The 26,334-nt window shown below is 65.6% G+C and carries 21 protein-coding genes and 3 pseudogenes; 11 read left to right on the forward strand and 13 right to left on the reverse strand.

All coding sequences use genetic code 11. From position 1 onward, the window contains the following. Window positions 1-95 precede the first annotated feature (95 nt). From ACVISU_RS18200 to ACVISU_RS18225, 6 genes and pseudogenes are all read left to right on the forward strand, one after another. Window positions 96-382 (forward strand): annotated as a pseudogene (locus tag ACVISU_RS18200) (IS21 family transposase); the annotation flags it as partial. Next, window positions 381-592, forward strand: a pseudogene (locus ACVISU_RS18205) (IS66 family transposase zinc-finger binding domain-containing protein); the annotation flags it as partial. The pseudogenes ACVISU_RS18200 and ACVISU_RS18205, both read left to right, overlap by 2 nt. 236 nt (window positions 593-828) lie before the next feature. Continuing rightward, window positions 829-1,044: a helix-turn-helix transcriptional regulator gene (locus ACVISU_RS18210; RefSeq protein ID WP_456707837.1), complete on the forward strand. Its 216-nt coding sequence runs from the start codon at window positions 829-831 to the stop codon at window positions 1,042-1,044. A gap of 562 nt (window positions 1,045-1,606) precedes the next feature. Beyond that, window positions 1,607-1,771, forward strand: a pseudogene (locus ACVISU_RS18215) (JAB domain-containing protein); the annotation flags it as partial. A 170-nt stretch (window positions 1,772-1,941) separates the two neighbouring features. Next, window positions 1,942-4,056, forward strand: coding sequence for a glycogen debranching protein GlgX (gene glgX, locus ACVISU_RS18220; RefSeq protein WP_456707838.1), 2,115 nt, complete (start codon window positions 1,942-1,944; stop codon window positions 4,054-4,056). A gap of 237 nt (window positions 4,057-4,293) precedes the next feature. Continuing rightward, window positions 4,294-6,159 (forward strand): sigma-54-dependent Fis family transcriptional regulator, encoded by a 1,866-nt coding sequence (locus tag ACVISU_RS18225; protein WP_456707839.1) that lies wholly within the window; start codon window positions 4,294-4,296, stop codon window positions 6,157-6,159. A gap of 190 nt (window positions 6,160-6,349) precedes the next feature. Here the strand turns inward: ACVISU_RS18225 and ACVISU_RS18230 are convergent, their stop codons facing one another. From ACVISU_RS18230 to ACVISU_RS18240, 3 genes are all read right to left on the reverse strand, one after another. Further along, complete coding sequence (locus tag ACVISU_RS18230) at window positions 6,350-6,904, reverse strand: flavin reductase family protein (RefSeq protein WP_050405958.1); 555 nt, start codon at window positions 6,902-6,904, stop codon at window positions 6,350-6,352. Window positions 6,905-6,983: 79 nt separating this feature from the next. Beyond that, window positions 6,984-8,084 (reverse strand): LLM class flavin-dependent oxidoreductase, encoded by a 1,101-nt coding sequence (locus ACVISU_RS18235; RefSeq protein WP_456707840.1) that lies wholly within the window; start codon window positions 8,082-8,084, stop codon window positions 6,984-6,986. A 225-nt stretch (window positions 8,085-8,309) separates the two neighbouring features. Beyond that, window positions 8,310-10,655: a mechanosensitive ion channel family protein gene (locus ACVISU_RS18240; RefSeq protein ID WP_456707841.1), complete on the reverse strand. Its 2,346-nt coding sequence runs from the start codon at window positions 10,653-10,655 to the stop codon at window positions 8,310-8,312. Window positions 10,656-10,984: 329 nt separating this feature from the next. Here ACVISU_RS18240 and ACVISU_RS18245 point away from each other — a divergent pair, with 329 nt between their 5' ends. Beyond that, window positions 10,985-12,715 (forward strand): ATP-dependent Clp protease adaptor ClpS, encoded by a 1,731-nt coding sequence (locus tag ACVISU_RS18245; protein ID WP_456707842.1) that lies wholly within the window; start codon window positions 10,985-10,987, stop codon window positions 12,713-12,715. A 24-nt stretch (window positions 12,716-12,739) separates the two neighbouring features. On the opposite strand, the gene ACVISU_RS18250 is transcribed toward ACVISU_RS18245, so the two are convergent. Then, entirely contained in the window at window positions 12,740-14,824 is a 2,085-nt protein-coding gene (locus ACVISU_RS18250) for a tetratricopeptide repeat protein (protein ID WP_456710853.1), read from the reverse strand. A 344-nt stretch (window positions 14,825-15,168) separates the two neighbouring features. On the opposite strand from ACVISU_RS18250, the gene ACVISU_RS18255 reads away from it, so the two are divergent. From ACVISU_RS18255 to ACVISU_RS18265, 3 genes are all read left to right on the forward strand, one after another. Continuing rightward, window positions 15,169-15,633: an Rrf2 family transcriptional regulator gene (locus tag ACVISU_RS18255; protein WP_456707843.1), complete on the forward strand. Its 465-nt coding sequence runs from the start codon at window positions 15,169-15,171 to the stop codon at window positions 15,631-15,633. Beyond that, window positions 15,620-16,438: a class I SAM-dependent methyltransferase gene (locus ACVISU_RS18260; protein WP_456707844.1), complete on the forward strand. Its 819-nt coding sequence runs from the start codon at window positions 15,620-15,622 to the stop codon at window positions 16,436-16,438. The genes ACVISU_RS18255 and ACVISU_RS18260 overlap by 14 nt, the downstream gene beginning before the upstream one ends. Window positions 16,439-16,682: 244 nt before the next feature. Continuing rightward, window positions 16,683-18,809 carry an IPT/TIG domain-containing protein gene (locus tag ACVISU_RS18265; protein ID WP_456707845.1) on the forward strand — a complete coding sequence of 709 codons (2,127 nt, stop codon included), beginning with the start codon at window positions 16,683-16,685 and terminating at the stop codon, window positions 18,807-18,809. Window positions 18,810-18,862: 53 nt separating this feature from the next. On the opposite strand, the gene ACVISU_RS18270 is transcribed toward ACVISU_RS18265, so the two are convergent. The 8 genes from ACVISU_RS18270 to ACVISU_RS18305 all read right to left on the reverse strand — a co-directional run bounded on the left by ACVISU_RS18270 (window position 18,863) and on the right by ACVISU_RS18305 (window position 24,725). Next, entirely contained in the window at window positions 18,863-19,039 is a 177-nt protein-coding gene (locus ACVISU_RS18270; protein WP_456707846.1) for a hypothetical protein, read from the reverse strand. 90 nt (window positions 19,040-19,129) lie between these two features. Beyond that, a complete protein-coding gene (locus tag ACVISU_RS18275) occupies window positions 19,130-19,414 on the reverse strand; it encodes a hypothetical protein (RefSeq protein WP_456707847.1) in 285 nt (94 codons plus the stop codon). Window positions 19,415-19,497: 83 nt separating this feature from the next. Then, window positions 19,498-19,896: a DUF3597 domain-containing protein gene (locus ACVISU_RS18280; protein ID WP_456707848.1), complete on the reverse strand. Its 399-nt coding sequence runs from the start codon at window positions 19,894-19,896 to the stop codon at window positions 19,498-19,500. A 280-nt stretch (window positions 19,897-20,176) separates the two neighbouring features. Continuing rightward, window positions 20,177-20,677, reverse strand: coding sequence for a Rab family GTPase (locus ACVISU_RS18285; RefSeq protein ID WP_176534054.1), 501 nt, complete (start codon window positions 20,675-20,677; stop codon window positions 20,177-20,179). Beyond that, window positions 20,677-22,428 (reverse strand): OmpA family protein, encoded by a 1,752-nt coding sequence (locus ACVISU_RS18290; RefSeq protein WP_456707849.1) that lies wholly within the window; start codon window positions 22,426-22,428, stop codon window positions 20,677-20,679. The genes ACVISU_RS18285 and ACVISU_RS18290 overlap by 1 nt, the downstream gene beginning before the upstream one ends. A 1-nt stretch (window position 22,429) precedes the next feature. Then, window positions 22,430-22,792, reverse strand: coding sequence for a hypothetical protein (locus ACVISU_RS18295; RefSeq protein WP_244522071.1), 363 nt, complete (start codon window positions 22,790-22,792; stop codon window positions 22,430-22,432). A 159-nt stretch (window positions 22,793-22,951) separates the two neighbouring features. Next, window positions 22,952-23,608: a response regulator transcription factor gene (locus ACVISU_RS18300; RefSeq protein WP_050406118.1), complete on the reverse strand. Its 657-nt coding sequence runs from the start codon at window positions 23,606-23,608 to the stop codon at window positions 22,952-22,954. Between the two features lie 46 nt (window positions 23,609-23,654). Then, window positions 23,655-24,725 carry a sensor histidine kinase gene (locus ACVISU_RS18305; protein WP_050406117.1) on the reverse strand — a complete coding sequence of 357 codons (1,071 nt, stop codon included), beginning with the start codon at window positions 24,723-24,725 and terminating at the stop codon, window positions 23,655-23,657. Window positions 24,726-24,862: 137 nt separating this feature from the next. On the opposite strand from ACVISU_RS18305, the gene ACVISU_RS18310 reads away from it, so the two are divergent. Then, the gene (locus ACVISU_RS18310; RefSeq protein WP_050406116.1) at window positions 24,863-25,279 is read left to right on the forward strand and encodes a hypothetical protein; all 417 of its coding nucleotides are present in this window, start codon (window positions 24,863-24,865) and stop codon (window positions 25,277-25,279) included. Window positions 25,280-25,317: 38 nt separating this feature from the next. Here the strand turns inward: ACVISU_RS18310 and ACVISU_RS18315 are convergent, their stop codons facing one another. Then, a complete protein-coding gene (locus ACVISU_RS18315) occupies window positions 25,318-26,271 on the reverse strand; it encodes an alginate lyase family protein (RefSeq protein WP_456707850.1) in 954 nt (317 codons plus the stop codon). Window positions 26,272-26,334 lie beyond the last annotated feature (63 nt).

Genomic DNA, 26,334 nt, shown 5'->3' on the forward strand with positions numbered 1-26,334 from the left:
GAGATTGGCGCGGGCTACCGTCTCATCAAGGCGCACCAGCACGTCACCGGCCTTCCCTTCGCCGGGTTTCTGGAATACGTAGGTAACGGCAACCAGGTCACCGCCGCATCGCCGAGCCCAACTGGGCGGCGGTGCACCGCGAGCTCAAGCGCAAGCACGCGACGCTGTCGATCCTGTGGGCGGAGTACATTGCCGCCGAGCCCGGCGGATACCGGTACTCGCTTCTGTGAGCTCTACCGCGCCTGGGAGGGGCGCCTGTCGGTGACGATGCGCCAGTCGCACACAGCCGCCGACAAATTTTGTCGACTACGCGGGCGACGGCGCGCCGGTGGTGGTCGATCGCCTCACTCGCAAGCGCGGAACGGCGCAGGTCTTCGTCGCCGGATATCGAACACGAGCGCATCGTCGTTGAAGCTCAAACGACCTGCGCCTGCTGCGGTGGATCGCGGCTGGCGAAGGTCGGCGAGGATTTGACCAAGACGCTGGAAGAGATTCCGCGCCGCTTCAAGGTCATCGAGACGGTACGCGAGAAGTTCACCTGCCGCGATTGCGAGAAGATCAGCCAGCCGCCGCACCGTTCCATGCCACGCCGCACAGCGCTCGCACCTTCGATACATCGTGGACAGTGACCGAAAGGAGCAAGTATTTTTACTACGCCTAGCCACGCTATCCTGCGCGCATCAACAAAGATCGACGCGCTAAATCGCCCGCGTTCGACGCGACCTACGCGGGGCCATTGAGAATGCGTTTTCTTCCGTCATTTTGAGTGTCAACATCACAGCGATCTCGAGTGTAACGCCTCGTGCGGTGGAGTGATAGAGAAGACGAATGACAGATGCCAAATTCCTTACCGCTGAAGAAGTGTCTGCACGTTACCGTGGCGAGGTCACTGTGGGCACACTGCGAAATTGGCGCGCGATGCGAACAGGGCCTGCATACCTCAAGATCGGGAAAGCCGTTTTATACCCGGTTGGCGAGCTTGACGCATGGGATCGCAGAAATCTTGTTATCTGTAGTGCGATGAAAGGACTGGACGTGAGCTAGCTTGGAGATCGACGTCGTGTTCAAACATGCTGACGCGATCAGCTTGTATGTGTCCGAAATGCTAGAGGGTTAGACAATCTATGAGCGTGATCGTTGGTTGTCGCACGATCCGCGTCAGCTAGAGTTGCATAGGCCAGGCAGCACGCGATTTGCGTTCACATCTCTTATGCCGCTACTCGCCAACCGCGTCCGTGTCCGTGCACAACGGTGCACGTCATCAAACCATGGCCTAGTTGAACGCCAGCTCGACACTGACGTCATTTCCCCGACGGGGCCTTCCGGCTATGTGCAATATTCAGCATAAAGAAGGCGACGTTGAGCTAAGCGCTCGCTTCGACGTGAGCCTTAGCATCTTCAATTCATGTCTGCCGTTGAGAGTTGGCTGAACGCGTCTAGACTTTTCATGATCCAACCTGCTCTAAGCAAACGGGGCATGCGCAGACGGTCGCGAGGGTGATGTTCACGTTGGATCACTAGGAGCCGATCCCAGATCCATATCCCAACGGCCATTCGCTTCAACAAAAATGACCGTTATATCAATTTGATACACGCCGACAAAAGATTGGTGCATAACCACCCCTCCGGCGACCCGACGCCGTCGCAAGCCGACATCCAGATGACCAAGGCGATCGTCGACATCGCGAAACCGCTCGGGATCGCCGTGCACGATCACATCATCGTCGGCAAGAACGGGCATACCAGCTTCAAGGGCATGCGGCTGATTTGACATTGCACTGAAAACCCGCCGCCGTCGTCCCGGCGCAGCCACAACACTCGGCAAGAACCGACCGTCATACTGATCATCGGCAACTACCGCTAAAATCACCCATGCAACGTTTTCCGCGTGGCGGCGTTTGTTGCAGGTTGAATTGATGGCTTCCAGCCTTTGGGGGACCGATGTCCGATTTCGTGATCGAGGAAGGGCTGCCCTATCCGCTGGGCGCCCATTGGAGCGGCCACGGCACCAACTTCGCGGTGTTTTCCGCAAACGCCACCAAGGTCGAGGTCTGCCTGTTCGACGGCGAGCGCGAGACCCATCGCTTCCAGCTGCCGGAATATACCGACCAGGTGTTTCACGGCTTCATCAACGGCGTGCAGCCCGGCACGTTCTACGGCTATCGCGTGTACGGCCCCTACCAGCCGGACGGCGGACACCGCTTCAACCCGAACAAGCTGCTGCTCGATCCCTATGCCTGCGCCCATGCCGGCAGCCTGACCTGGAATCCGGCGGTGTTCGGCTACAAGATGGAAAGCGGCGACGATCTGACCTTCGACGCGCGCGACAGCGCGCCGTACATGCCGAAATGCGTGGTGGTCGATCCCAATTTCGACTGGGTCCAGGAAGCGCAGCGGCAGGACGTGCACTGGGACGAGACCATCGTCTACGAGACCCACGTCAAGGGTTTTACCAAACAGCATCCGGGCATCGACGAACATTTGCGCGGTACCTATGCCGGCTTCGGCACGAGTGCGGCGATCGATCATCTCAAGGCGCTCGGGATCACCTCGGTCGAACTGCTGCCGGTGCATTCCTTCATCAACGACAGCAACCTGCTGGACAAGCACCTCACCAATTACTGGGGCTACAACACGATCGGCTTCTTCGCGCCGGACCCGCGCTATGCCGCCGACGTGCCGAACAGCCTGCGCGAATTCAAGGAGATGGTTTCGCGGCTGCATGGCGCCGGGCTCGAAGTCATTCTCGACGTCGTCTACAACCACACCGCCGAAGGCAACGAGCGCGGCCCGACGCTGTCGTTCAAGGGCATCGACAATGCGAGCTATTACCGGCTGCTGCCGGACAAGCGGCGCTACTACATCAACGATACCGGCACCGGCAACACGGTGAACCTGTCGCATCCGCGGGTGATCCAGCTGGTGATGGACAGCCTGCGCTACTGGGCCGGCCACATGCATGTCGATGGCTTCCGCTTCGACCTCGGCACCATCCTGGCGCGCGAGGTCTACGGCTTCGACGAGCAGTCCGGCTTCCTGAAGGCGATGAACCAGGACCCGCTGCTCGCGACCGTGAAGCTGATCGCAGAGCCCTGGGACTGCGGTCCCGGTGGCTACCAGGTTGGCGGCTTTCCGCCGGGCTGGGCAGAATGGAACGACAAGTACCGCAACACCGTGCGCGACTTCTGGCGCGGCGAGGCGGCGCCCGGCAGCCTGGCGCCGCGGCTGCTCGGCTCGCATGACGTGTTCGACCGCGAGGGCCGGCGCACCTGGGCCAGCGTCAACTTCATCACCGCCCATGACGGCTTCACGCTGAACGACTGGGCGAGCTACAACAACAAGCACAACGAGGCCAATGGCGAGCACAACAACGACGGCTCGTCCGACAACCACTCCTGGAATTGCGGCGCCGAAGGCCCGACCGACAACCCCGAGATCCGAACCTTGCGCGAACGCCAGAAGCGCAACATGCTGGCGACGCTCCTGGCTTCGCAGGGCACGCCGATGCTGCTCGGCGGCGACGAATTCGGCCGCACCCAGCGCGGCAACAACAATGCGTATTGCCAGGACAACGACATCTCCTGGTTCGACTGGAATTTGTCCCGCGACGCCGAGAAGCTGCTCACCTTCACCAAGCGGATGATCAAGCTGAGGCGCGACTATCCGATCCTGCGCCGCAGCCGCTTCCTCTCCGGCGATCGCGATCCGCAGCTCGACATCCGCGACGTGGTCTGGATCAGCACCTCGGGCGTGGAGATGACGCAGGCCGACTGGACCACCGGCTGGATCAAGTGCTTCGGCGTCGTGCTCGACGGCCGCGCGCGCAAGACTGCAATCGCCCGCACTGGTGAGGACGACACTGTGCTCGTGATCCTCAACAGCTTTGAGGGCGACGTCGACTTCAAGCTGCCGGCAACGTCGGCGGGGCCGCAATGGTCGCTGCTCGTGGACACCAATGCGCCGGAGGAGGCGGCGGGTGCGCAGTTTGCGTTCGGCAGCACTTATAAGGCGGCAGGGCGCTCGTTCGTGCTGCTCACGGCCGGCGAGGTGAGGTAGTCCCGCCGCTACCACCCTCGTCATTCCGGGGCGGCGCGCAGCGCCGAGCCCGGAATCCATCTAACCATTGAACCTGCGGACCAATGGATTCCGGGCTCTCGCTTCGCGAGCCCCGGAATGACGGCGAGAATGGCGCCCTCACCGCTCCAAGGTCCCTTCCCCGCGACCCCGTCGGCCAATTGACATTCGCCGTCGGGCTGCCAGACTTCGCCGAAAATTCAGGGTGGAGACCTCTGGATGGCCAATCTTTCGGCCTCAAATCACGTCGCCCGTGTTTTGTCGGCGGCCAATCAGATGGCCGGCGTCGACACCGAGGCGCGGATTGCCGCGTCCTGGCGGCGCTGCGTGGTCAATCACAATCTCGATCCAGCCCGGCGCGGGCCGCCGCAGACCCTCACCGAGGCCGAGGTCCGGCACATCGCCGAGCCGATGGAGGATTTGATCCAGGTCGCGATTCCGGAACTCGAGGATCTCGCCCGCGTGCTCCACGACGCCGGCTACTGCGTCAACCTCGCCGATCCCAACGCCACCATGCTGGTGAGCCGGCTGCCCGGGGGCGACTACGCGCGAATGTTCCTGGAATGGAAGATCTACACCGGCTCGAACTTCGCCGAGACCTTCGAGGGCACCAACGGGCTCGGCACCGCGCTGGCCGAGCAGCGGCCGATCATCGTCCATGGCGACGAACATTTCCGCGAGCAGTGGCACATGTTCACCTGCGCGGTATCGCCACTGTTCGACCACGCCGGGCGGCTGGCCGGCGCCGTCAACATCTCCTCCTGCCGCAGCGATCTCGGCCGCAGCGCGCATGAACTGGCGCTCGCCGTCACCACGGACACGACGCGGCGGATCGAGCAGGCGTTTTTCCGCCGGCGCTACCGCACCTCCTGGATCGCGACGCTGCCCGGCGACGGCCACGGCGTGCTCGCCTATGACGACGACCGCCGCGTGGTTGGCGCCTGCCGCACCGCGCGCGGCGTATTCGGCCTGACGGACGCGATGATCGACGACGGCATCGATCTGTCGCATCTGATTCAGCTGGACGATGGTGCGGCGCGTGCCGCGGACGAGCCGGTCGCGCTGCGCCGGGCGGACGGCACGCCATGGGGCCGCGGCCGCGTGGCGCCACCGGTGCGCGCGCGTGTCCCCCGGCCGTTGCCGGCACCGTCACGCCAGGTGCCGGACGGACAGTTTTCCGGCCTGCACCGGCTTGCGGGCCGCGATCCCGTGCTGGTCAAGGGTGTGAAGCGGCTGATGACGGTCGGCAATCTCGATCTGCCGATCCTGCTGCGTGGCGAGACCGGCGCCGGCAAGGATGTGTTCGCGCGCGCCATCCACGCCGCGAGCAATCGCGCCGGCCGCAACTATGTCGCGCTGAACTGCGCGGCGATGCCGGAAAGCCTGATCGACGCCGAGCTGTTCGGCTACGAGGCCGGCGCCTTCACCGGCGCGCGGCGCGAGGGATCGAAGGGGCTGATCGTGCAGGCTTCCGGCGGCACGCTGTTCCTCGACGAGATCGGCGACATGCCGCTGGCGCTGCAAACGCGGCTGCTGCGCGTGCTGGAGAATCGCGAGGTCTGGCCGCTTGGCGCGCTGAAGCCGGTCACCGTCGACATCCGCCTGATCAGCGCCACCCATCGCGACCTGGCGCAGATGGCGGAGGACGGCAGCTTCCGCTCCGATCTGTATTACCGGCTGCGCGGCATGGAGATCCGGCTGCCCGCCTTGCGCGAACGCGCCGACCGCAGGGACATCATCACGCAGATCGCCGACGAAGAAGCCCCGCACTGCCGCATCTCGACCGAGGCCTGGACGCAGCTGATGGCCTATCCCTTCCCCGGCAACATGCGCCAGCTCCGCCACGTGCTGCGGCTCGCAGGCGCAACCGCCGAGGGCGGCGTCATCACCGAGGCCGATCTCGATCTGCCGCCGTTCGGCGCGCGCACGATGGAGGCCGATCATGCGGCGACCGAGCGCGCCGCGATCGTCGAGGCGCTGCGCGCCAATGGCGGCCGGGTGAACGACGCGGCGAAAGCACTCAAGCTCAGCCGCGCGACGTTGTACCGGAAGATCAAGGCGTTGAAGATCGGGCTGGACGGCTAGAGCAAGATAGCTATGCGAACCCGCGCGGGCATCGTATGGCCATCGATCGCTCGGGCAAGTGGTGGGTAGGCTCGGATGCCGCGGATGTTGAACCATATTTGCGGGCATACGAGGCCGGTGGATACAGCGTGGGCGAAGCGCGCCTTTGCCGGTGCGAATGCGGCTCGACCGCGTTCAACCGCCCCCGACTTCAGGAAAACTCGTTCCAGCTGACGCGGCGGGCATCGACGTCGCCGAGCGTGATCGGATCATGGATGTTGCGCACGCTCTGGAAGCCAGAGCGCAAATAGATCAGCGGATCGACCGTGGTCACGGCACGGACATGCTGGACCTCGCCGATGAAGATCGAGTGGGTCTTGGTCTCGAGCTCCTGCGCCAGCACGCAGTCAAATGCAGCGACGGCATCTTCCAGCACCGGGGCGCCGGTGGCGCCAGTGGTCCAGCGCCCGAACGCAAACCGGTCGTCGCCGTTGACGCCCTTCTGGCCGGAGAAGGTCAGCGCAAGCAGCGCGTGGTCCTCGTTCAGGAAGTTGATGACGAAATGGCGCTCGGCGCGGATGCGCTCATGTGCGCTGGCATTACGGTTGACGCAGACCAGCACCGACGGCGGATTGTCCGACAGCGAACAGGCCGAGGTCACCGTCAGGCCGGTGCGCTGTCCAGCCTCGCGGCCGACCGTCACCAGCGCGACAGCGCCCGCACAGTGCCGCATCGCCTGCTTGAAACTCTGTGCGTCGACCGTCATGCCGCAAAACCCCATAGATCAGCTCCGTCTAAGATATGCGACAGGGGGTGCGAGGCAAGCCCCGCACCCCGCGCAGCTGTCATGCAGCCTTCTCGAACTCGGCGCCGAGATGCTTCAGCCGCGGCATCACCTCGTTTTTGAGCAGGTCCAGCGAGTGCCGCCAAGCCTCCGGCTTGTGCTTGTAGTCGAAGCCGAACACGCACAGGACCCCGAAGCCGCCGACCTCCCGGTAGATCTTCTCGATCTTCTCGGTGACCGTCGCAGGCGAGCCGACGATCCAATTCCGGCGCGCGCAATATTCGACGGTGACGTCGCTGTCGGGCACGTCGGGGGCGTGCTTCAGATAATCCTTGAAGCCAAAGTGGCCGAGCAGCGGCAGGAAGTACTCGCCCATCATCCGGCCCATCATGTCGCCGGTCGAGAGCTTCCACGCTTCCTCGTCTGTATCAGCCACGAACACCTCGCGCACCAGCCGCCAGTCCCTGCGGCTCGGCTTGCGGCCGGTCTTGGCGGCGCCGGCTTCCACCGAGTCCCAGTGGCTGCCGACATAGGCCGGGTTGAGGTTCAGGCTCATCGGGATGAAGCCGCGCTCGCCGGCAAGCTTGAGCGTGTCGGAATTCTTCGACAGGCCGGCGACGCCGATCGGCGGATGCGGTGCTTGCTGAGGCTTGATGTGCGGCTTGAGGAAGTCGAACATCGTGTCCGGCTTGGTCACCGTCCAGTACTTGCCCTTGTGCGTCCAGGGTCCGGGCTCGGTCCACATCTTCAGGATGATCTCGAGCGCCTCGCGGGTCATGTCGCGGTTCTGGCCGGACATGCCGTCGACATTGAACATCGCCCAGTCGCTCGGCAGGCCGGAGGCCGCGACGCCGAAGTTCAGACGGCCGTTCGAGAGGTGATCGAGCATCGCGACGCGGTTGGCGAGCTCCGCCGGGTGATGATACGGCAGCAGGAAGCCGCCCGGCCCGATGCGCAGATTCTTGGTCTGCAGCAGCGCCTGCGCGACCAGCAGATCGGGCGACGGATGCGGCTCCCAGGGTGCGGTGTGATGCTCGCCGATCCAGGCTTCCTGATAGCCGAGCTCGTCGAGCCAGCGCAGCGTCTGCAGGTCCCAGTCGTGGCCCTCCTTCAATCCGCACTCCGGCGGATGCGAGGGCATGGTGAAGTAGCCAAGCTCCATGTGCGTTTCCTTCCTTCGCTTGAGGTTTAGTCATGCAATGCGTCTTGCCGCGCATTCGAAGATGCGTTGAGCAAGCGCTGTGCCAGCGGAGGGAATCGCAGGAGAAGAAGCGAAAGGCAGCGTTTTCGGCCACGTGCAAGCCGTCCCTCGGGCCCGGCGAAGCTCTTGCCGTCTCATCGTCGCGAGACGTTGTCGCAACGATGAGACAGCATGCGGTGTCGCGGATCAGCCCGCGGCCCGGCGCGGCAGCTTGTTGGCATCCGGCTCCGACGGCGCGGGAAGCTGCATCAGGATGGTCTGGCCCATCGAGGCGATCTCGATGCCCTCCTCCTGGAAGCGGCGCTTCATGCGGCGGTTGAACTCGCGCTGCACCGCCCAGCGGCCGCTATCGGTGCAGCGGATCTGGCCGACGATGGTCACGACCGAGCCGTCGACCTTGTCGACGCCCCACAATTCGAGGTCGCCTCGGATGAACGCGCGATACGCCGTCTCCTGGCGCATTTGGGCGACGATGTCCTTCAGCACCTCGCCGGCGCGATCGGTGTCCTCCTTGTAGGACACGTTGACGCTGACCGCGGCATTGCCGGCGCCGCGGCTGGAGTTGGTGATCGTCGTCACCGCACTGAACGGCACCACATGGACCGAACCGTCGCCGGCGCGCAGCCGCATGGTGCGGATCGAGACGTTCTCGACCACGCCCGAGAGGCCCGACACCGTGACGGTGTCGCCGACCTGCACGGTGTTCTCGATCAGGAGGAACAGCCCGGTGATCAGATCCTGCACCAATTTCTGCGAGCCGAAGCCGATCGCGATGCCGACGATGCCGGCGCCGGCGAGCAGCGGCGCGACATTGACGCCGATCTCGCTGAGCGCGGTGAGCCCGACGACAGCTACGATCATGCAGAACAGCGCGGTACGCAGCATCGGCTGGAAGGTGCGCAGCCGCGCGGCGCGGGCGTAATGCCCCTCGCGCGACAGCGTATCGATCTGCCGGTCCATCAGCGCATTGGCGACTTCCCAGATCACCGCCGCGGCGAACGCGGCAATGCCGATCGTCACCAGCGCCGAGATCAGGCGGGAGCCGATCTGGCCGCCATAGAACCAGACGATGGCGTCGACGCCCCAGACTTCGAGCAGCGCGACGAAGCCGATCAGCGCGATCACCGCGGTGACCACCTTGCGCAGCAGCGGCAGATAGCGGTTGGCGCGGGTCTCCAGCCCCGGGAAGCGCTGCATCAGGTCCGGGCTGATGCGGAAGCCGCGGTCGATCAGGCTCAGCACCACCATGGTGACGAGCCGGGTGACCAGCAGCACCGCGACGGTGCCGACGAAATATTGCAGCAGCAGCGAATAGCCGTTGCGGATGTTGAGCGCCCACACTGCCCACAGCGCAAGATCGAGCGCGATCGCCAGCACGTGCCAGAGCGAAGCGAGACGGTTGCGCGTCCGCGCGGCGAGGCCGGTGCGATCGGCCGGTGCGCGGATCGCGTCGGCGACCTGGCGGCGGCATTGCAGGATGATGACGACGACGAAGAGATGCACCACCAGCATCACCAGCCGGAGCAGCGCGGCATAGCCGGCGCGATGCAGCCCGAGCAGCAGCGCGACATTGGCAAAGGCGATGCCGGAGACGCCGACGGCGACGATGCGCCGCGCCCAGATCTCGATATAGGCCGCGGTCTCGGCCCGGACGCGGATCAGGCCGAACGGTCCCGCCAGCGCACGCACCGCGCAGATCAGCACGCGCGAGAAGACGTAGGCGTTGACGACGGCGAGGATCACCAGCCGCGTGGTCGACTGGTCGCCGATCTCGGTGCCGAGCAGCGCGGTGGCGATGCCACCGAACACCACCACCGGCAGCAATTCGAGTAGCAGGCGGCCGAGCACGAAGGGCAGCCGTATCAGCGACTGCCAGGCACGCGCCAGGCTGAGCCGACGGCGATGCAGATCGCCCTCCGGCGTGACGTCGGTAACCGACGACGGCGGATCGGCGCTCGCGAGCGCCTGCACCGGCACACGCGCGGTCTGCGGCAGCCGCGCTTCGAGGAACGCGACCGGCCGCTTGATCAGGCGGAACACCACCCATTCGGCGGCGAGCGCGCAGCCGAACACCAGCGCCAGCTTCCAGGCGATATCGATCATCAGCCCATAAGCCTGCGGATCGTTGGCGGTGCGCACGAACCAGTAATAGAACGCCGGGAAATGCGTCAGCGTGCGCGCGACGTCGGCGACCTCGCGCGACATCTCGCCGACCTGCTCCGAGACCATCAACAGAAGCTGAGCACCGAGACTGTCTGCGCTCAGCGGGATCGGCGAATGCTGCTCGGGCGCAGGCGCCGGCTCCGCGGCCGCCTGCGGCGAGGCCTTGGCAATGGCGCGCAACGTGTTGATGATCTCGCCGCGCTTCTTGTCATCCTGCAGCGTCTCGAGCGCGCGCTTCGCCTGCTCGGGCGTCAGTGTGTCGCCGGTCACGGGCTGCGGCGACGTCGGCTTGGCGGCCGGCTGCGCCAGCGCGGGCGAGACGAACAGGGCGAGGACGAGAAGGATCGCAAAGCGAAGTTTGTGCGGCACGAGGGCCTCTTATTAAAATAATTGCGCGACCGCAGATCCTTAGGGAGGACTCTGCTCTCGCGCTCGCGCCACGTCGGATCGCCCCTTTTCGCCTTGATGATGTGTCGGAAGTTTGCCGCTGCGACGACCATCTCTTGGCATTTGCCGCAACACGATCGTCGCAAGTGTTGAACGGCGTTTACGCATGCAGGCGTGTTCCCGGCTGAGCCCGCCGAGCGGCACATCACACGTCAGGGATGAGGCGGCAAAATCTTTCGCTTGACGCAGGCCGGCGGCCATGATGTTCTTATTTTGTTCTGTTTGTTTCCGATTTGCGTTTCGAGGTGATCATGCACGACGTCTTTGCCGAGAACGGCCCGATCAGGCTCTTCATTCACGACGACAGCGAGACACCGATAGAATTCATCCGCAACCTGCTACGCACGGTATTCGGCAAATCCCGGAAAGAGGCGGTTGCCGCTACCGCACGGATCGAGGCCCAGAACGGAATCGCATGCGGTCCCTATCCAGCACCTGTGGCCCAAGCCCTGCTGGAGTCCGCGCAGCAACTGATCCGCAGCAATGGCCATCCGTTAACGATCACGACGCAGGCTGCCGACGCGGCGCGGCCATGCAACCTCTGTGGCTCACTGGAACCCGTGACCGATGTCTTTCTCTTCCGCAAGACGGTCTGCCTGTGCAGCAACTGCTTGCTCGCCGCCAGGGCCAGCTCGGAAAAACTGCCGGGCGAGGAGTTCAGATATGCCTTCATAGCACTCGATTGGCATTTTGCCGGAGTGCCGCGCAACCAAATCCTGACCCGGTCGCGGCAGTTTCCCGGTCACATGCGTGCCGATGTTCAGATCGCGATCGACAGGCTGTTCGACGCGCCGATCCATTTCTTCGGCCTTCATGAGGAACACCGCTACGAAACCTTGGCCTTCGCCGCGCTGATGGAGAACAGCCGCAACGCACCAGCGATCGCCCCCCCGCAGTATCACGACGTCGACGTCGGCGAGTCCGAGCCGGTGAAATGCCTCACCAATGGCTTGTGGCTGTGCCAGACCGAAGAGCTGCGCTACGCGGTACTGCTCAGCTACCATCGCGATTATCAGAGCGAGCCGGGCTTGCGGATCGAGCTTGCGGTGCCCGCGGGCGCGGCCGGAAACAGCCTGGTGCAGCGGACTTTTGCCGAGCTGGAAGCTGCCGTGCATGCGGCACGATCCTATCGCGGCAAGATCCTGTCGCTGGAGAATGCCGCAGACTATCGCGGCCGCGCCCGCGGCGTGACCGTGCATCGGCTGCAGACGGTGGCCCGCGATGACGTGATCCTGCCAGAACGGACGCTACGGCTGCTCGACCGCAATGTGCTCGGCTTCGTCGAAAGCCGCGATCTGCTGCGCAAGCTCGGGCAGTCGACCCGCAAGGGCATCCTGCTCTACGGCCCGCCCGGCACCGGCAAGACCCACACCATTCGCTATCTCGCCACCAACCTGCCGGATCACACCACACTGATCATCACCGCCGAACAGGTCGGCCTGCTCGGCGCCTACATGAATCTGGCGCGGCTGCTGCAGCCGACCATGGTGGTGATCGAGGATGTCGACCTGATCGCGCGCGACCGCGAAGACATGGGCGGACCGTGCGAGGAATCATTGCTCAACAAGCTGCTCAACGAGATGGACGGCCTCAAGGAGGATTGCGACATCCTGTTCCTGCTGACCACGAACCGCCCCGAAGAGCTCGAGGGCGCACTGGCCGGCCGGCCCGGCCGCATCGACCAGGCGATCGAGGTGCCGCTGCCCGACGAGACCGGACGCGACAAGCTGATCCGGCTCTACGGCAAGGGCCTGTCGCTCGAACAGCCCGTCATCGACGAGGCCGTGCGACGCACCGAAGGCGTCAGCGCCGCCTTCATCAAGGAGCTGATGCGCCGTCTCGCCCAAGCCAGCATCATCAGCGATGCTGGCGGGGCGGTCACGACTTTCGACCTCGACGGCGCGATCAGTGAAATGCTGTTCGACGGCGGCCGGCTCAACGCGAAGCTGCTCGGCGGCGCGCAGGGAATGAGCGCGACGTGACTAACCGGAAGCCTCGGCTGGTCGTCAGCCGCGCGACGCCTGTGGCAGCAACACCTCCCGCTCCCCTTTCGCAACGCGCGCAAGCTCGGCCGACATCCGCGTCAGCACACCCTCCCAGGCCTGCGGCCTGTCCTGGCGGAACAGCCGCATGGTCGGATACCAGGGCGTATCGGCGCGATCCCGTAGCCAGCGCCAGTCGAGCGCATAGGGGCACAGCATCCAGACCGGGCGGCCCAGCGCGCCGGCGAGATGCGCCACCGAGGTATCGACGGCGATGACGAGATCGAGCGCGCAGACGGCCGCCGCGGTGTCGGCGAAATCGCCGAGCGTCGGCGCGAGGTCGACGATATCGGCACCGAGGCGCCGCAGCACCGGGGCATCGTCCGGCCGCGGCTCCTTCTGCAGGCTGTAGAGCTGCACGCCCGGTGTGACCAGCCGCGGCAGCACGGCATCCGCCGGCAGCGAACGCTGGCGGTCGCCCTTGTGCCTGGCATTGCCGGCCCAGACCACGCCGACCTTCAGCGCCGATTCGCCGGCGAGCGCCTCGCGCCAGCGCGCCAGCTTGACGGCATCCGCCTGCAGATAGGACACGGCGGCCGGGATGGTCTCGACGGTGGTACGGAAGATGCGCGGCAGGCTGAGCAGCGGCAGTTGCAGGTCGAACGGCGGTAACGGCTCGCCGCGGGCGAACACCGCGACGTCGGGCAGCATCGGCTGCAGCAGCGCGACCAGCGCCGGCTGCACCTGCAGAATGATCCGGCCGCCTTTGCCCGCCAGCATCGGCACATAGCGGACGAAGTTGATGGCGTCGCCGAGCCCGTATTCGGCAAACAACAGCAGCGTGCGTCCCGCCAGCGGCTCACCCTGCCATTCCGGCTCGTCGAACACCGGGTCGCCTTCGCTGAGCATCTTGGTCTTGCGGCGCCACTGATATTCTTCAAAACCCTCCTCGAACTCGCCGTTCATCAGGAGGAAATGGGCGTGGTTGTAATGCGCCAGCGGCTGTTCGGGATCGAGCGCGATGGCGCGGCGCGAGGCCACCAGCGCCGCATCGATCTCGCCGGCATTGCGCAGCGCGACCGCAAGATTGGCGTGGCCCTTGGCGTAGTTGGGTTCGAGCTCGATGGCCCTTCGATGCGCGGCGACCGCGGCCTCGACCAGGTTCTGCGCCTCGAAGATGATTCCAAGGTTGGTGTGCGCGGCGGCATAGTCCGGCTTGAGCGCCAGCTCGGCGCAGGCGATGGCGTCGTCGACCTGTCCGAGCTCGAACAGGCAGGCCCCGAGATTGTTGAGGATGACGTGATCGGACGGATCGCGGGCCGAGACCTGCCGATAGATGCGGACAGCCTCTTCGCGCTCACCCAGTTCGTGCAGCACCATGGCCAGCAGGCGCCGCGGCGCGAAATTGTCGGGATCGAGTGCGATCGCGCGGCGATAGTGCAGGACGGCGTCCTCCAGCCGGCCCAGCCGGTAGAGGGCCGCACCGAGGCCGCTGTGCAGGCCCGGATTGTCAGGGTCCGTGCTTAGCCCGCGGCGATAGGCCGTGGCGGCGGCGTCGTGCTTTTTCTGATCGGTCAACGCATTGCCGAGGTTGAGCCAGACACCGCAATAGGCCGGATCGCGCGCGATCACCTCGCGATAGGCCTGCTCCGCCTCGACCGGCCGCTGCTGCCCGGCCAGCGCAACGGCAAGGTTGAACCGCGCCCGCGTGAGGCCGCCATCGAGTGCGATGGCGCGACGAAACGCCGCCTCGGCCTCGTCGAACCGCGACAGCTCGCACAGCGCGACGCCGAGCTTGATCTGCAGGCCCGCATCCTTCGGCCGCAGCGCCACGCCGCGCTGGAACGCCGCCACCGCGCCCTCGTGCTCCCCCTTCACGGCGAGCGCATCGCCGAGCGTGGCGAACGCCGGTCCGTGCTGCGGATCGAGGCTGAACACCCGGTTCAGCAGCACCGCGCCTTCGGCGGCGCGATCGGTCACGAAGGCGATGACGGCGGACAGATGCAGCGCCGGAATATGATCGGGATCGGCGCTGAGGATGTCACCGCACAAAGTGCCGGCCTCCGTCGCGCGGCCCGCACCATAATGCGCTACCGCATCCAGCAACATCCGATCAACAGCCGCACTGCCCACGATACCGCCCCGCCTCTCAAGACCCCGATGGGGATTAAACGGGCGACGCCGCCAAATCCGGCACGGGAATCCCGATTGGAGAATCACGACCCGGGTGCAGGCATTGGACCTCTTCTCCTTCCCCCTGAAAGGAGGAAGGTCGGGATGGGGGGTCAGCCGCGGGCGATGCAGCAAGGCGAGAGGGGAGATCCCCACCCGCTTTGCTCTGGCGAGCAAAGCGACCTCCCCTTTTTAAGAGGAGGTAAGAGGGCGCCAGGAGCGAGATGCACTTGCCATCTCGCCTCTTGACGTCCACCCCATCATGTAACATATGACGTTACATGATACGCGACAGCCGTCTATCGAGCGTCCTGCACGGCCTCCTCCACATGATCGGAGCCGGCGAGCCGGTCACGTCGGAGCAGCTTGCGCAGGCGATGGCCACCAACCCGGTGGTGGTCCGCCGCGTGATGGCGGGCCTGCGCGAGCAACGCCTGGTCCGCTCGGAGAAGGGCCATGGCGGCGGCTGGACGCTGGCGCGCGATCCTGCCGGCATCACGCTCGCCGATATCTATCGCGCGGTCGGCGCGCCCACCATCGTCGCGATGGGCCATCGCTCGGAAAATCCCGGCTGCCTGGTCGAACAGGCCGTCAACGATGCGCTGTCAAGCACGTTTCGCGAGGTCGAGGCGATCTTCCTGAAGCGCCTTGGCGCGGTGACGCTCGACGCGCTCGCGAAGGATTTCGAGCGCCGGCTCGCCAAACACAAGCAAAGCTTCGAGGACCAGATTCATGCAGCCAAGTGACCAGGCGAAGCCGCTTCCGTTCGACGATCCCGCGCACTGGGACAAGATGGTCGCGACCTACGAGGCGCAGTCGCAGCCGTTCACGACACACTTCGCAGAGGCCGCGGTCGCGATGCTCCCGATCGGTCCGTCATCGAAGGTGCTCGACGTCGCCACCGGTACGGGTGCTGCGGCGCTGGCCGCCGCGCGCAGGGGCGCCGACGTCACCGCGATCGACTTCTCCGCCGGCATGGTGGCACGGGTCCGCGCGCACGATGTGGCGAATATCGAAGCGAGGCAGATGGACGGCCAGGCGCTCGATTTGCCGGATGCCGCGTTCGATGCGGCGGTGTCGGTGTTCGGCGTGATGCTGTTTCCGGACTGGCGCGCCGGACTGCGCGAGATGGCGCGGGTGACGCGACCGGGCGGATCGGCGGCGATCGCGGTGTGGAAAAGCGCCGACGGCGCCGCGGTGTATCTCCTGCTCTCCCAGATCATCCGGCGGCTCTATCCCGACAATTTCACGCCGATGCCCTGCACCGGCCTCGCCGAGCTCGCCGACCCCACCCGCCTCGCCGCGGCGGTGATCGCTGCCGGCTTCTCCGATCCTGTCGTCGCCGAGATCACCCACGACTTCCAGCTCAATGTCGCCAATCCTGCCGACGTCGACAAGCTGTTCGAGTTCATGCCGCATTGGAGCGGGCTCGACGCGGACCAGAGTGCTGCGGTCGCGCGCGCCTTCCGCGCCGAGATCGAGCGCGGGCGGGTCGGCGATGTCTTCGCGATTCCCTCGACCGCCCTGATCGCGACGGCCCTGCGGCCCTGACCATCATCTGCTTTACATGCGCTGAATGAAAAGAACCCGCCGCACGATCACGACATCGCAACCATGGCGCGCGCCAACGCCTTCTCAGATTGTGCAATGACGTAGCGGCCCGGCAACGGCGCGCCACAAAAGCGGATGCGCGCGGAGATTCCGCAACCTGCTCCGCGAACCGCGTACTACAACAATCCATATTTTTGAGATCTGCGCCGCCTGCTGCAGGCGGGCGCGACGGGGGTTGCCTTTGTTGCCGATTGCCAACTTTCCGCGGACTGGTCTCCGCTTCGCCGCCTCGCGCCTTGTATCCGAGCTTCGTACCAGACTGCCGTCGACGATCGCGCGACGCGCCGGATGCGGCCTCGTCCTGGTCGCCGCCGCACTGTTCGGCCCGGTCGCCGCGGCCAGCGCGCAGGCGCCGGCGGTGGCCTCGATCTCCCCGACATCAGGTCCCGCCGCGGGCGGCACCACCGTCACCATCTCGGGCGGCAGTTTCAGCACAGCCACCGCGGTGCGCTTCGGCGCCGTCAACGCAACGAGCTTCACCATCAATTCGAGCGAGCGGATCACCGCCGTCGCGCCGGCCGGGACCGGCACGGTCGATGTCACCGTGACCAACCCGTCCGGGACATCATTGCCGTCTCCCGTGGATCAATTCACCTACGTGGCATCCGCGCCGACGGTGACATCGATCTCGCCGGCTGCAGGCCCGACCAGCGGTGGAACGACGGTCATCATAACAGGCACAGGCTTGACCGCTGCGACGGCCGTGACGTTCGGCGCAACCCCTGCAACCGGCTTCACCGTCAATTCCAGCACCCAGATCACGGCGACCTCGCCGGCGGGAACGGGAACGGTGGATATCACGGTGACGACGGCAGTCGGAACCTCGGCGACATCGGCGGCGGACCGCTTCACCTTCGCAGCCGTAACGACGACCCAGACCGCGCTGACCTCGTCGCAGAATCCGAGCAGCCTTGGCCAATCGGTGACCTTCACGGCGAACGTCACCGCCCCGGCGGGAACGCCGACCGGCACGGTGACCTTCAGCGACAATGGATCGCCGATCGGCACCGCGACGCTCGCGGCGGGCACGGCGAGCTTCTCGATCGCGACGCTCAAGATCGGCAGCCACACCATCACGGCGAGCTATGCCGGCAGCGGCGCGTTCAATGCCAGCACCTCGCCGGCGCTGGTGCAAAGTGTGAATGTCCCGACCGACAGCGTAAAGCTGCGGGCATTGCAGATCGACATCACCAAGCTGGTGGCGCAGAACTCCGGCCAGGCGATCTCGGGTGCGATCGACAACGCGATCTCGGACGGATTCAGCGAAGGCGGCAGCTTCATGACGCCAAGTGGCGCTGGCATGCGCTTCAACTTCGCGGCCGATCCGTCAGACGGGGTGGGGCAGGCGGACACCGGCAATCGCAATGCGTACGCCTCCGATCGGAACTCGGACGCAGCCGGACGCAGCGGCGGCAATTCACGGATCGACAATGCGTTCGCGACGATCGATCAGCAGATGCCGACCAAGGCAAAGTCCAGTACCACGCGCGAGGCTCGCGACTGGCAGTTCTGGATCGACGTCAGGGGCAGCGGCATCGACCGCTGGTCGTCGCCGGCTGCGCCCGGCGTCGGCACGACGGGCTCGTCGATCTACGGCAGCCAGCTCAATGCGCTGATGGGACTGACCTACCGGGCGATGCCCAACCTCCTGGTCGGCGCCGTCGCCGGCTATGAGACGTTCAACTACACGGCCCAGGACATCAACGGAAAGCTGACCGGCGACGGCTGGACCGCGGGGACCTATCTCGGCTGGATGATCACGCCGGCGCTGCGCTACGACGCCGCCGTAACCTTCTCGCAGATCGGCTACAATGGCCTCGCCGGAACGGCGCAGGGCAATTTCAACGGCGACCGCTGGATGTTCGCGACCGGGCTGACCGGCAGCTACAAGATGGGCAGCCTCGTGATCGAGCCGTCCGCGCGCCTCTACGCGCTGTGGGAGCATGAGAACGCCTATGTGGACACGCTCGGCACGCTGCAGACGGCGCGCGACTTCGTCACCGGCCGCGCATCCGGCGGTGTCAAGCTGAGCTATCCGCTGGCAACGATCGACGCCGCGGTGGTCACGCCCTATCTCGGCGTCTTTGGCGACTACTATTTCAGCAGGGACGATGCCGCGGCGCTGGCCGTAAGCGGCATCCCGATCAACCCGACGCTGGTGCTGGAGGGCTGGTCGGCCCGCGTCAGCGGCGGGCTGAACACGCGGCTCGCGGGCGGCACGATGCTCGGCCTCGGCGCGGAGTATGGCGGCCTCGGCAGCGCCGCCCGGATCTGGACGTTCTCGGCCAGGGCACGTGTGCCGTTCAACTGATTGAACACGGCACCGGCTCGCATCCGCGCGATGCGGGTCCATCGGGGGACCCGTTACGTGCGCTGACGCGTGTCATCGCCCGGCTTCTCTCCGTCGCTCGGGGGCTGCAGGCCGGGGCTGTTGGCCCAGCGGTCGAGATCCTCGATGACCCGCCGATGGCTCGGCCGCAGCGACGGCGGACCGCCGGGCTCCTGAGACAATTTTCGGGGCAACTTGACCTGTTCTGGCATGGCGAGGCTCCAGAGCTGGGCGGCGTGCTGGCCATTCGCAACGACCGTTACGCAATGCGTTGATCGCCGGCCGCGACGAAGGCGCGAAGATTATTTGTGAGCTGCCGGATTCGCCGGTGCTGCGACCGGCTGCGCGGGAGCGGCCTGCTCCCACGGCGCCGGCAGGATGACCCGCGCCGGCGGCAGGTTCTGCGCAGCGCGCTGCACGCTGGCATCCGCGTTCGCCGACCGCGGCTCCTCGCCGGCGCTATCGGCGCGGGCGACGGCGATGGTGATGCCCATCGCCATTGCCGCAAGGCCGAGTCCCGCGCCGATCGAAGCGGCAACGATGCCGGTCCGCGGCCTGTTCAGGATGGCAAGATGAGATGGGGTCATCACAACTGCTCCTCACGCAATACACGTGGTTCGGAGCCGTGCGCGACGCAAACATCGCGCACGGCTCGCGGCGGCGATCAGGTCTAGATGTCGGCCGGGAGCTTGCCGCCATTGGCCGCGAGCTTGGCCATCACCTGCTGATGCAGCCAGACATTCATGGTGGCGGTGTTGTTGGTATCGCCGGTGTAGTGCAGCTCCTTGGCGAGTTCCTTGCGCGCAGCAAGGCTGCTGTCGAGGCCGAGCGCCTTCATCAGGTCGACGATCGAGGTGCGCCAGTCGAGCTTCTCGCCGGTGGCAGCCGCCGCCTTGTCGACGATCGCTGCGACGTCGACGGTTTGCGCGGCGGGCGCGGAGGATGCAGCGGTTGACGCCGAGGGCGCAGCCGGCGAAGTGCCGGGCGCGGCGGCCGTGGTGCTCTCAGCCGTCTTGGCCTGGGCGCCGTGGCCGAAGATTGCACCCATGATGCTTCCAAAAATGCTCATGTTCTCTCACTCCGTGCGCCCGGGACACCGTTGGCCCGTGACTGGTTCCAGTGACGGGTGGACGATAGGCAGGCCATTGGCCGAGTGGAAGATGACCATCGTCACTATCGGAGTGTGGGACGGCGTGGTGCAGTCGGGGAGAGATTCGTGCGGTCATGCGCCGCATGTCGCGCGAGTTTCATCGTACGCCCCACGTGCGATGAAGTCAGCCGTCCCGGCCCGATTCGCCAGCCCCGAGAAGTCGGGACGGCTGACACAAACCTGCGCGAAGTTATCTGAACTAGAGCTGGCGCCGACGAATGGTCTGGGCGAGCTCGACAAAGCATTCGGCAATGCCGACGCCGGTCTTGGCGCTGACCGGTTTGACGCTCGACTTGGCGAGCTCGGCAATCGCGCCGGCGCTGCCGGCAGCTTCCGGCAGATCGATCTTGTTGAGCAGCGCCCGGTAGGGCCGCCCCGGGAATCGTTCCTCGAAGCCGCGGACCAGCTCGACCATGCGGGTCACGGTCTGCGGCCGCGTGACATCGGACACGATGATGGCGGCGGATGCGCCGGTGACATAAACCGTGTCGAAAATCTGGGTGCCGAAATCCCCATCGGTGTCCCACAGCACGAGGCGCATCGGGTCGCTGCCATCGGCCGGCGCCACGTCGTGGCTCAGGATCTCGACGCCGAGCGTCGATTTGTACTGGCCCTCGAACCGGTTGTAGATCAGCCGATAGAGGATCGACGTCTTGCCGACCCCCATGTCGCCGAGCAGCATGACCTTTGCGGTGAGCATCAGCGGGCCACTTCGCCTCGGTAAACCGTCTCGAACGCCACGCGGCGGTTGCCGCCGACGGTCGCGTCGAGCCGGTCGGTGATCGGTATCGTCGCGGCACGCGAAACCAAAATCAGTCGCGCCGGATCGACCCCGAGCGCGGTCAGCCGGCGCTGCACCTGCTCCGCCCGCTTGCGCCCCAGCGTCTTGTTGGTGCCTTCGGTGCCGCTCTGATCGGCATAGCCCACGACGCGCACCCTGAGATCGTTGTTCGCCAGCAGCCCGGCAAGCTCGCGCAACTGCGGTTCGGCACGGGCGTCGTCGAGGAACTCATCCGAATTGTTGACGAAGAAGATCGCGGTCGTGGCGATGAAGCGGTCGAGACGCGCGGCCGGGCCCTCGACGACCGATTGCAGTTTTGCAAGTTCCTCGCCCAGCTTCGCGGACTGCTCGCCGAGCTTGCTGTATTGCGCATTCAACCCGACATATTTCTCGTCGCCCGACTTCGCCTGCGCGCCGATCGCCTCGCGCATCTGGTCGAGGCTCGCCTGCAGCCGCGTCAGGCTCTGCTGCAGGCTTGCAATGCCGGCCTGCGATGCCGCGGCCTGGTCCGGCGTGGACACCAGCCCGATGCGGTCGACCACCTTGTAGGGCGCCGCGGCCGCAGCGAGCGCGTCGATCACCGGCGCCGTCTCCAACTGGCTCGGCTCGATGCCCGACACGGCCACACTTCGGCTCCCGTGATCGAACGCGAGCCGCACCGGGAAGGTTGCCAGCAACGGCTGCTTCGCGGCGAGCTGCTCCAGCGCGGCATGGGTCCGCCGCTCCAAAAGGGCGCGCGACAGCGAGGTCGCGGCAAACCAGAGCAGCAGCGCGGCCACGGCCGCGAGCACGGCAAACAGGATCACCTTGCCGCGCCGGCTCGCGATCCGTTGCGGTGTGTCGTCGGTTTCGATCGCCGTTGCGAGCGAGGCGAGCATCGGCCCATCGCAATCCGCGCCGCGGTCGATGCGCTCGATCGCATCGAAGAACAGCGAGTTGATCCTGGCATTGTCGGCCGGGCGCAGCGGTCCCAGGCACTCCGCCGCCAGGATGAAGCGGGGCGAGGCACGCAGCGCGAGCTGCCGTCCGCCGAAATCGAGCGTCTGCAGATTGCCTTCGCCGGCCAGCGCCTGCACGGAGAATTCGAGGATCGCCGCAACCATGGCGCTGAGCAGGTCGGCGCGCTCGTCGGCGCTCGCCTCGCGCTTCCAGTCGGCGATCAGGCGGCCATTGCCGCGTTCGATGATCAGGAGCCGGTTGATCTGCGGCGGACTGTCGGCGAGCACGAACTCGCTGATCGGACGTCCCGTCACCAGCGACTTGATCCGCCCGACCCACAATTGCGCCGAGGTCAGCGCATTGATGCGCTGCTCGAGCGAGGCAACCAGTTCCCGGAACGAATTCGCGACCGCGGCGCTGACCAGCCGGCCGACGATCGGATAGAGCGCCTCGATCATCGCCTCGCGCGAATTCTTGATCTCGCTGCGGATCGCGGAGACCACGACCGGCGCGATCGCGGTGGCGAGCTCGCGCGGCCGGTTGACCTCGGCGCGCTCCAGCGCCTCGACCAGAATGCCGGCGGTTGCGGTCTCCAGGCGATCGGCGTTGCCGACATAGCGCTGCAGCGAGTCGAGATCGGCCTCGAGCGAGCTCAGACGCGTCGCCTCGGGCTGAAACAGCAATGTCCTGAGCTGCTCGATCTCGCGATTCTGGCCGGCAGCAGCTGCCATGCTATTTGCCCGTGCGGCCGGATCCCAATCCGCTGATGGCAGCGCCGAGTTGGGTGATGGCCGCACCGACATCCTTCAGCGAGTCGAGGCGCTTCTGCTCGGTATCGCGTTCGAGGTCGGAGAGCCGCGCCTGCAGCGCGGTGAGCTCGTTGGTGAAGTCCGCCTGCATCTGCTTCAGCGAAGCCTGCATCTCCTCGCGCAGACCCGAGAGATTGGTCTCGAGCGAACGTTGCGCGCCGCCAAACAGGAGATCGCGGACCTGATCGATCGTCGCCATGCCATGCGCCGCGGCATCCGCGCCGTTGCCGGCCGCCGCGTTTGCCAGTCCATCGCTATCCTTGGTCTGGCGCTCGATACCCTTCATGGTCATTCCCTGTTTAGTCAAAGCCGCGCAATCCGGACCTGCCGTGTCAAAAAGCAAATCCGAAACAATCCTATAGCCAATTTTGTCGGCGCGGCCCAGAGAAAGGCGAGCAATCTCAGCCAGATCAACCGCATGGTGTGCGATTGGGGGCAATTATTTCTAGTAAGTTATTGCCTTTATTGCGAGTTCCGTACGGTTCTTGACCTGGCATTTCTCCAGAATGGTGCTGACATAGTTCTTCACCGTGCCCTCGGCCAAATGCAGCCGCTCGCCGATCTCGGTGTTGCTCTTGCCCTCGACGATCAGCGTGAGAATTTCATTCTCCCGTGCCGTCAGGCCGTCGCGAACCGGCAGCTTCGCCGAGACGCGCGGGCCGCGCAGCCGCTTGAACTCGTCGAGGATGCGCGCGGCGACGCTTGGCGACAGCCCGGACTGGCCGTTGATCACCGCGCGGATGGTCGAGGCGATCTCCTCCATCCGGGCGTCCTTCAGCAGATACGCCTTGGCGCCGGCGCTGACCGCCTCGAAGATCAGATCGTTGGTCTCGAATGTCGTCAGCACGACGATATGGGTCTGCGGCAGTTCGCGGAGAATCCGCTGGGTCGCCGCGATGCCGTCGACACGCGGCATCTGCAGGTCCATCAGGATCACGTCCGGCCGATAACGCCGCGCGAACTCGATGGCCTGCTCGCCGTCAGACGCACCCGGAAGGATCTCGAAATCGTCGTTCTGCTGGGCAAGCAGTGTGGCGATACCTTCCCTGATCAGGGTCTGATCCTCGGCGATCAGCACCCGCACCTTCTCAATTCTGCTCACGGGCTTCCGTCATCCTCTCGAAAGTCTCGAATGCGCGGCAACGACATCAATCGGCCAGCAGGCCGGCAGACGCTGCCGGCGGCACCGCAACGGGGAGCGATATCCGGACCAGCGTTCCCTGTCCGGGCGCGCTCTCCACCGCGCAGCTTCCGCCGACGAGTTCAGCAAATTCGGTCATCCCGATCAATCCGAAATGTCCGGGAGTAGGCACCGCGAGATCGAAGCCGCGGCCGTCGTCGCGGATCTCGACGACGAGCTTGCGACCGACCGCGGCCGGCGCTTCGAAGGCGTGAAAGGAGACACGGCGCGCCATCGCATGGGCCTGAACGTTGCGCAATGCCTCGCTGAGGATGCGTTGAACCGTCAAGCCGCAATCGCGCAAGCCGGGACGCGCCTCGTCGTCGATCTGGATCGACACCCTGACGCCACTGCGCGCGGCGAAGTCACTGAGCATTCCCTCGACGTCGGGATCAAGCTTCAAATCGTCGGGCGTGCGCAGGCGATCGATCGCCTCGCGGGCACGCGCGAGCCCGGTCGCCGCGGCGTCTTCCGCCGTCGCAAGGCTGTCCGCCACGCGCGCGGGATCGGCTGTCAGATAATGCCTGATCAGCCGGATCTGGGTCAGCAGCGCCACGATCGAATGCACCAGCGTATCGTGCAGATCGCGCGCCAGCCGCAGCCGCGTCCGCGCCAGCGAGGCAAAACGCACCTCGGCGCTGGCCGCCTCGAGCTGCTGCTCCATCAGGCGCCGGGCTCGGCGCTCGCTGCCGAGCAGCGTTTCGACCTGACGCCCGGCGAAGTCCGGCATGGCGATGACGAAGTAATGTGACTGCGCGTCATTCCACAGCACGACCGCCGTCATCGGCTGAGCTATCCCCGGCGAGGCACCGCGAACACCGGCCAATGCGATGATGTCCCGCTGGCCGCGAGCCAGCGCCGCCAGCTCGGCCTCCATGCCGACGAGCAGCATGCATTCGCAGCAATCGACGCCGATGGCGGGAAGCCATTCGACCAGCCGCCCGATCTTGCGCTGCATGCTTCGATCGGCACCGATGACGGCGAGACCGATGACGTCGGCTCCTGTGGCCGCAAGCAAATCCGCGCTCAGATCGATCATGCGTTGCCCATCAACTCAGCGAGCAGCCCACTCTGGCGTAAGCCGGAAGCGGCCGCAAACGAATATGACTTTCGTCACAACTAATCCTGACTTTGGTCAGATGCCCCTGCCGCTCGAAATGCGGTTCTGTCTCGCGAATGAGCAACAGCGCAAGCCATGATGTGCCACGTGCCGGCGTCCATGGCGATGCCGGCCGGCCGCCGGACCTCGCGGAAGGTCGCGCCAGTCGGCCGGAGTGTGAGCTGACAATGAAGGCCGCGCCACGGAAATCGTTGGGTATCGAGCTCATGCGGGCGGAAGCGGAGAAGCCTGCGCGGCGCCGGCGCCTGAGCGCGACCCAGAAGCTGGCATTGCAGGAAGCGCTGGCCGGACGCCTGCAGCTCTACCCGCGCGGATATGCCGCGAGCAAGACCGGCCCGTTCCACTCGCGCCGTGCCATCCTCGGGCTGGTGCGCGCCGGCCTGATGAGCCTCAGCGCGACCGCGCGCTATGCGGCCGTGACCCGGCGCGCACGGGACATGTACGCGACACCGGCGACCAGCGAGAGCGAGTAGCTCGTGTCGTCGAGGTACTGCGCATCTCCCGACGACGCTCAGTCCGGCAAGGGCGCGCCCCAGCTTGCCGTCACGTTGCCGCCCAGCCTCGGATTGTTAAAGGGCCTCCTGGGGCCGAGAATTGGCGGCAAGCGCGGATCGTGAAACCGGGCGTAATACGGCTCCATCCAGGCAAGGTCTCCCTGAAACGTCCAGGGGAAGAGCTGCTGCGGAACGTTGGTGAGCGCGCCGAAGCTGCGCTCGTCCTGCACCGCACGAACGATTAGGTCGGCGAGCCGACGGATCGCTCCATTGTTCTCCGCGTAGAGATCGATCTTCCGGCGGCTCGCGAGCTCGGCGCAGAATACCAGCGGGATCAGCGCGAAGTTGTGATAGTGCAGCGCGCGCTCGCCGCGCTTCAGCTCGCGTTGCAATTCGCCGTGGACGCCGATGTCCCGGATGCCCTGGCGCGCCCGGGACATACCGGTATCGACCAGATCGCCCCGATCAGTCAGGGTGCCGATCGACATCAGATCGAGCCCGGCCCAATAGACCAGATTGTTGCCGAGGTGGTTGATGCGATCGGCATCGCGCGTTTCCTCGGCAATCCGGATCAGCCACGGCTTGATCTCCTGGAATCGATGATCCGCCTTCGTCGATGTGCTGGGGAAGCGCAGCAACGCGAGCGCGAAATCGGTCCCTGCCCAGGAGCGCTCGAAATCGCTCTGGTAATTCGCCCCGATCGTGAGCAGCGCATGTCCTCTCGCCCAGCTTGCGAGCAGGTCCAGCACGCAATCCTGGTCGCGTTCATCGGCGGCCTTGTTGACCTGCGCAATGAACGCGTGCAGCGGCTTGATCGCCTCCGCGTAACCGCCGGCATTCTGGTAGAAGCCGGGTGGATCGACCGACGTCAGCGCCGGCGGCGCCTCGCAGGTCCGGGCCGCTGCCGGCTGTGCCAGGCAAGCAAGGACGATCGACACGCCGATCGCCGTGAAACGAACATCAAACTTCATTCCAAACAAGCTCCGCGAGCCACCGCGGGACGACACGCCACGTTGTGAGCGCAAGCGCAGTCA

Source organism: Bradyrhizobium sp. USDA 4452 (assembly GCF_054063575.1).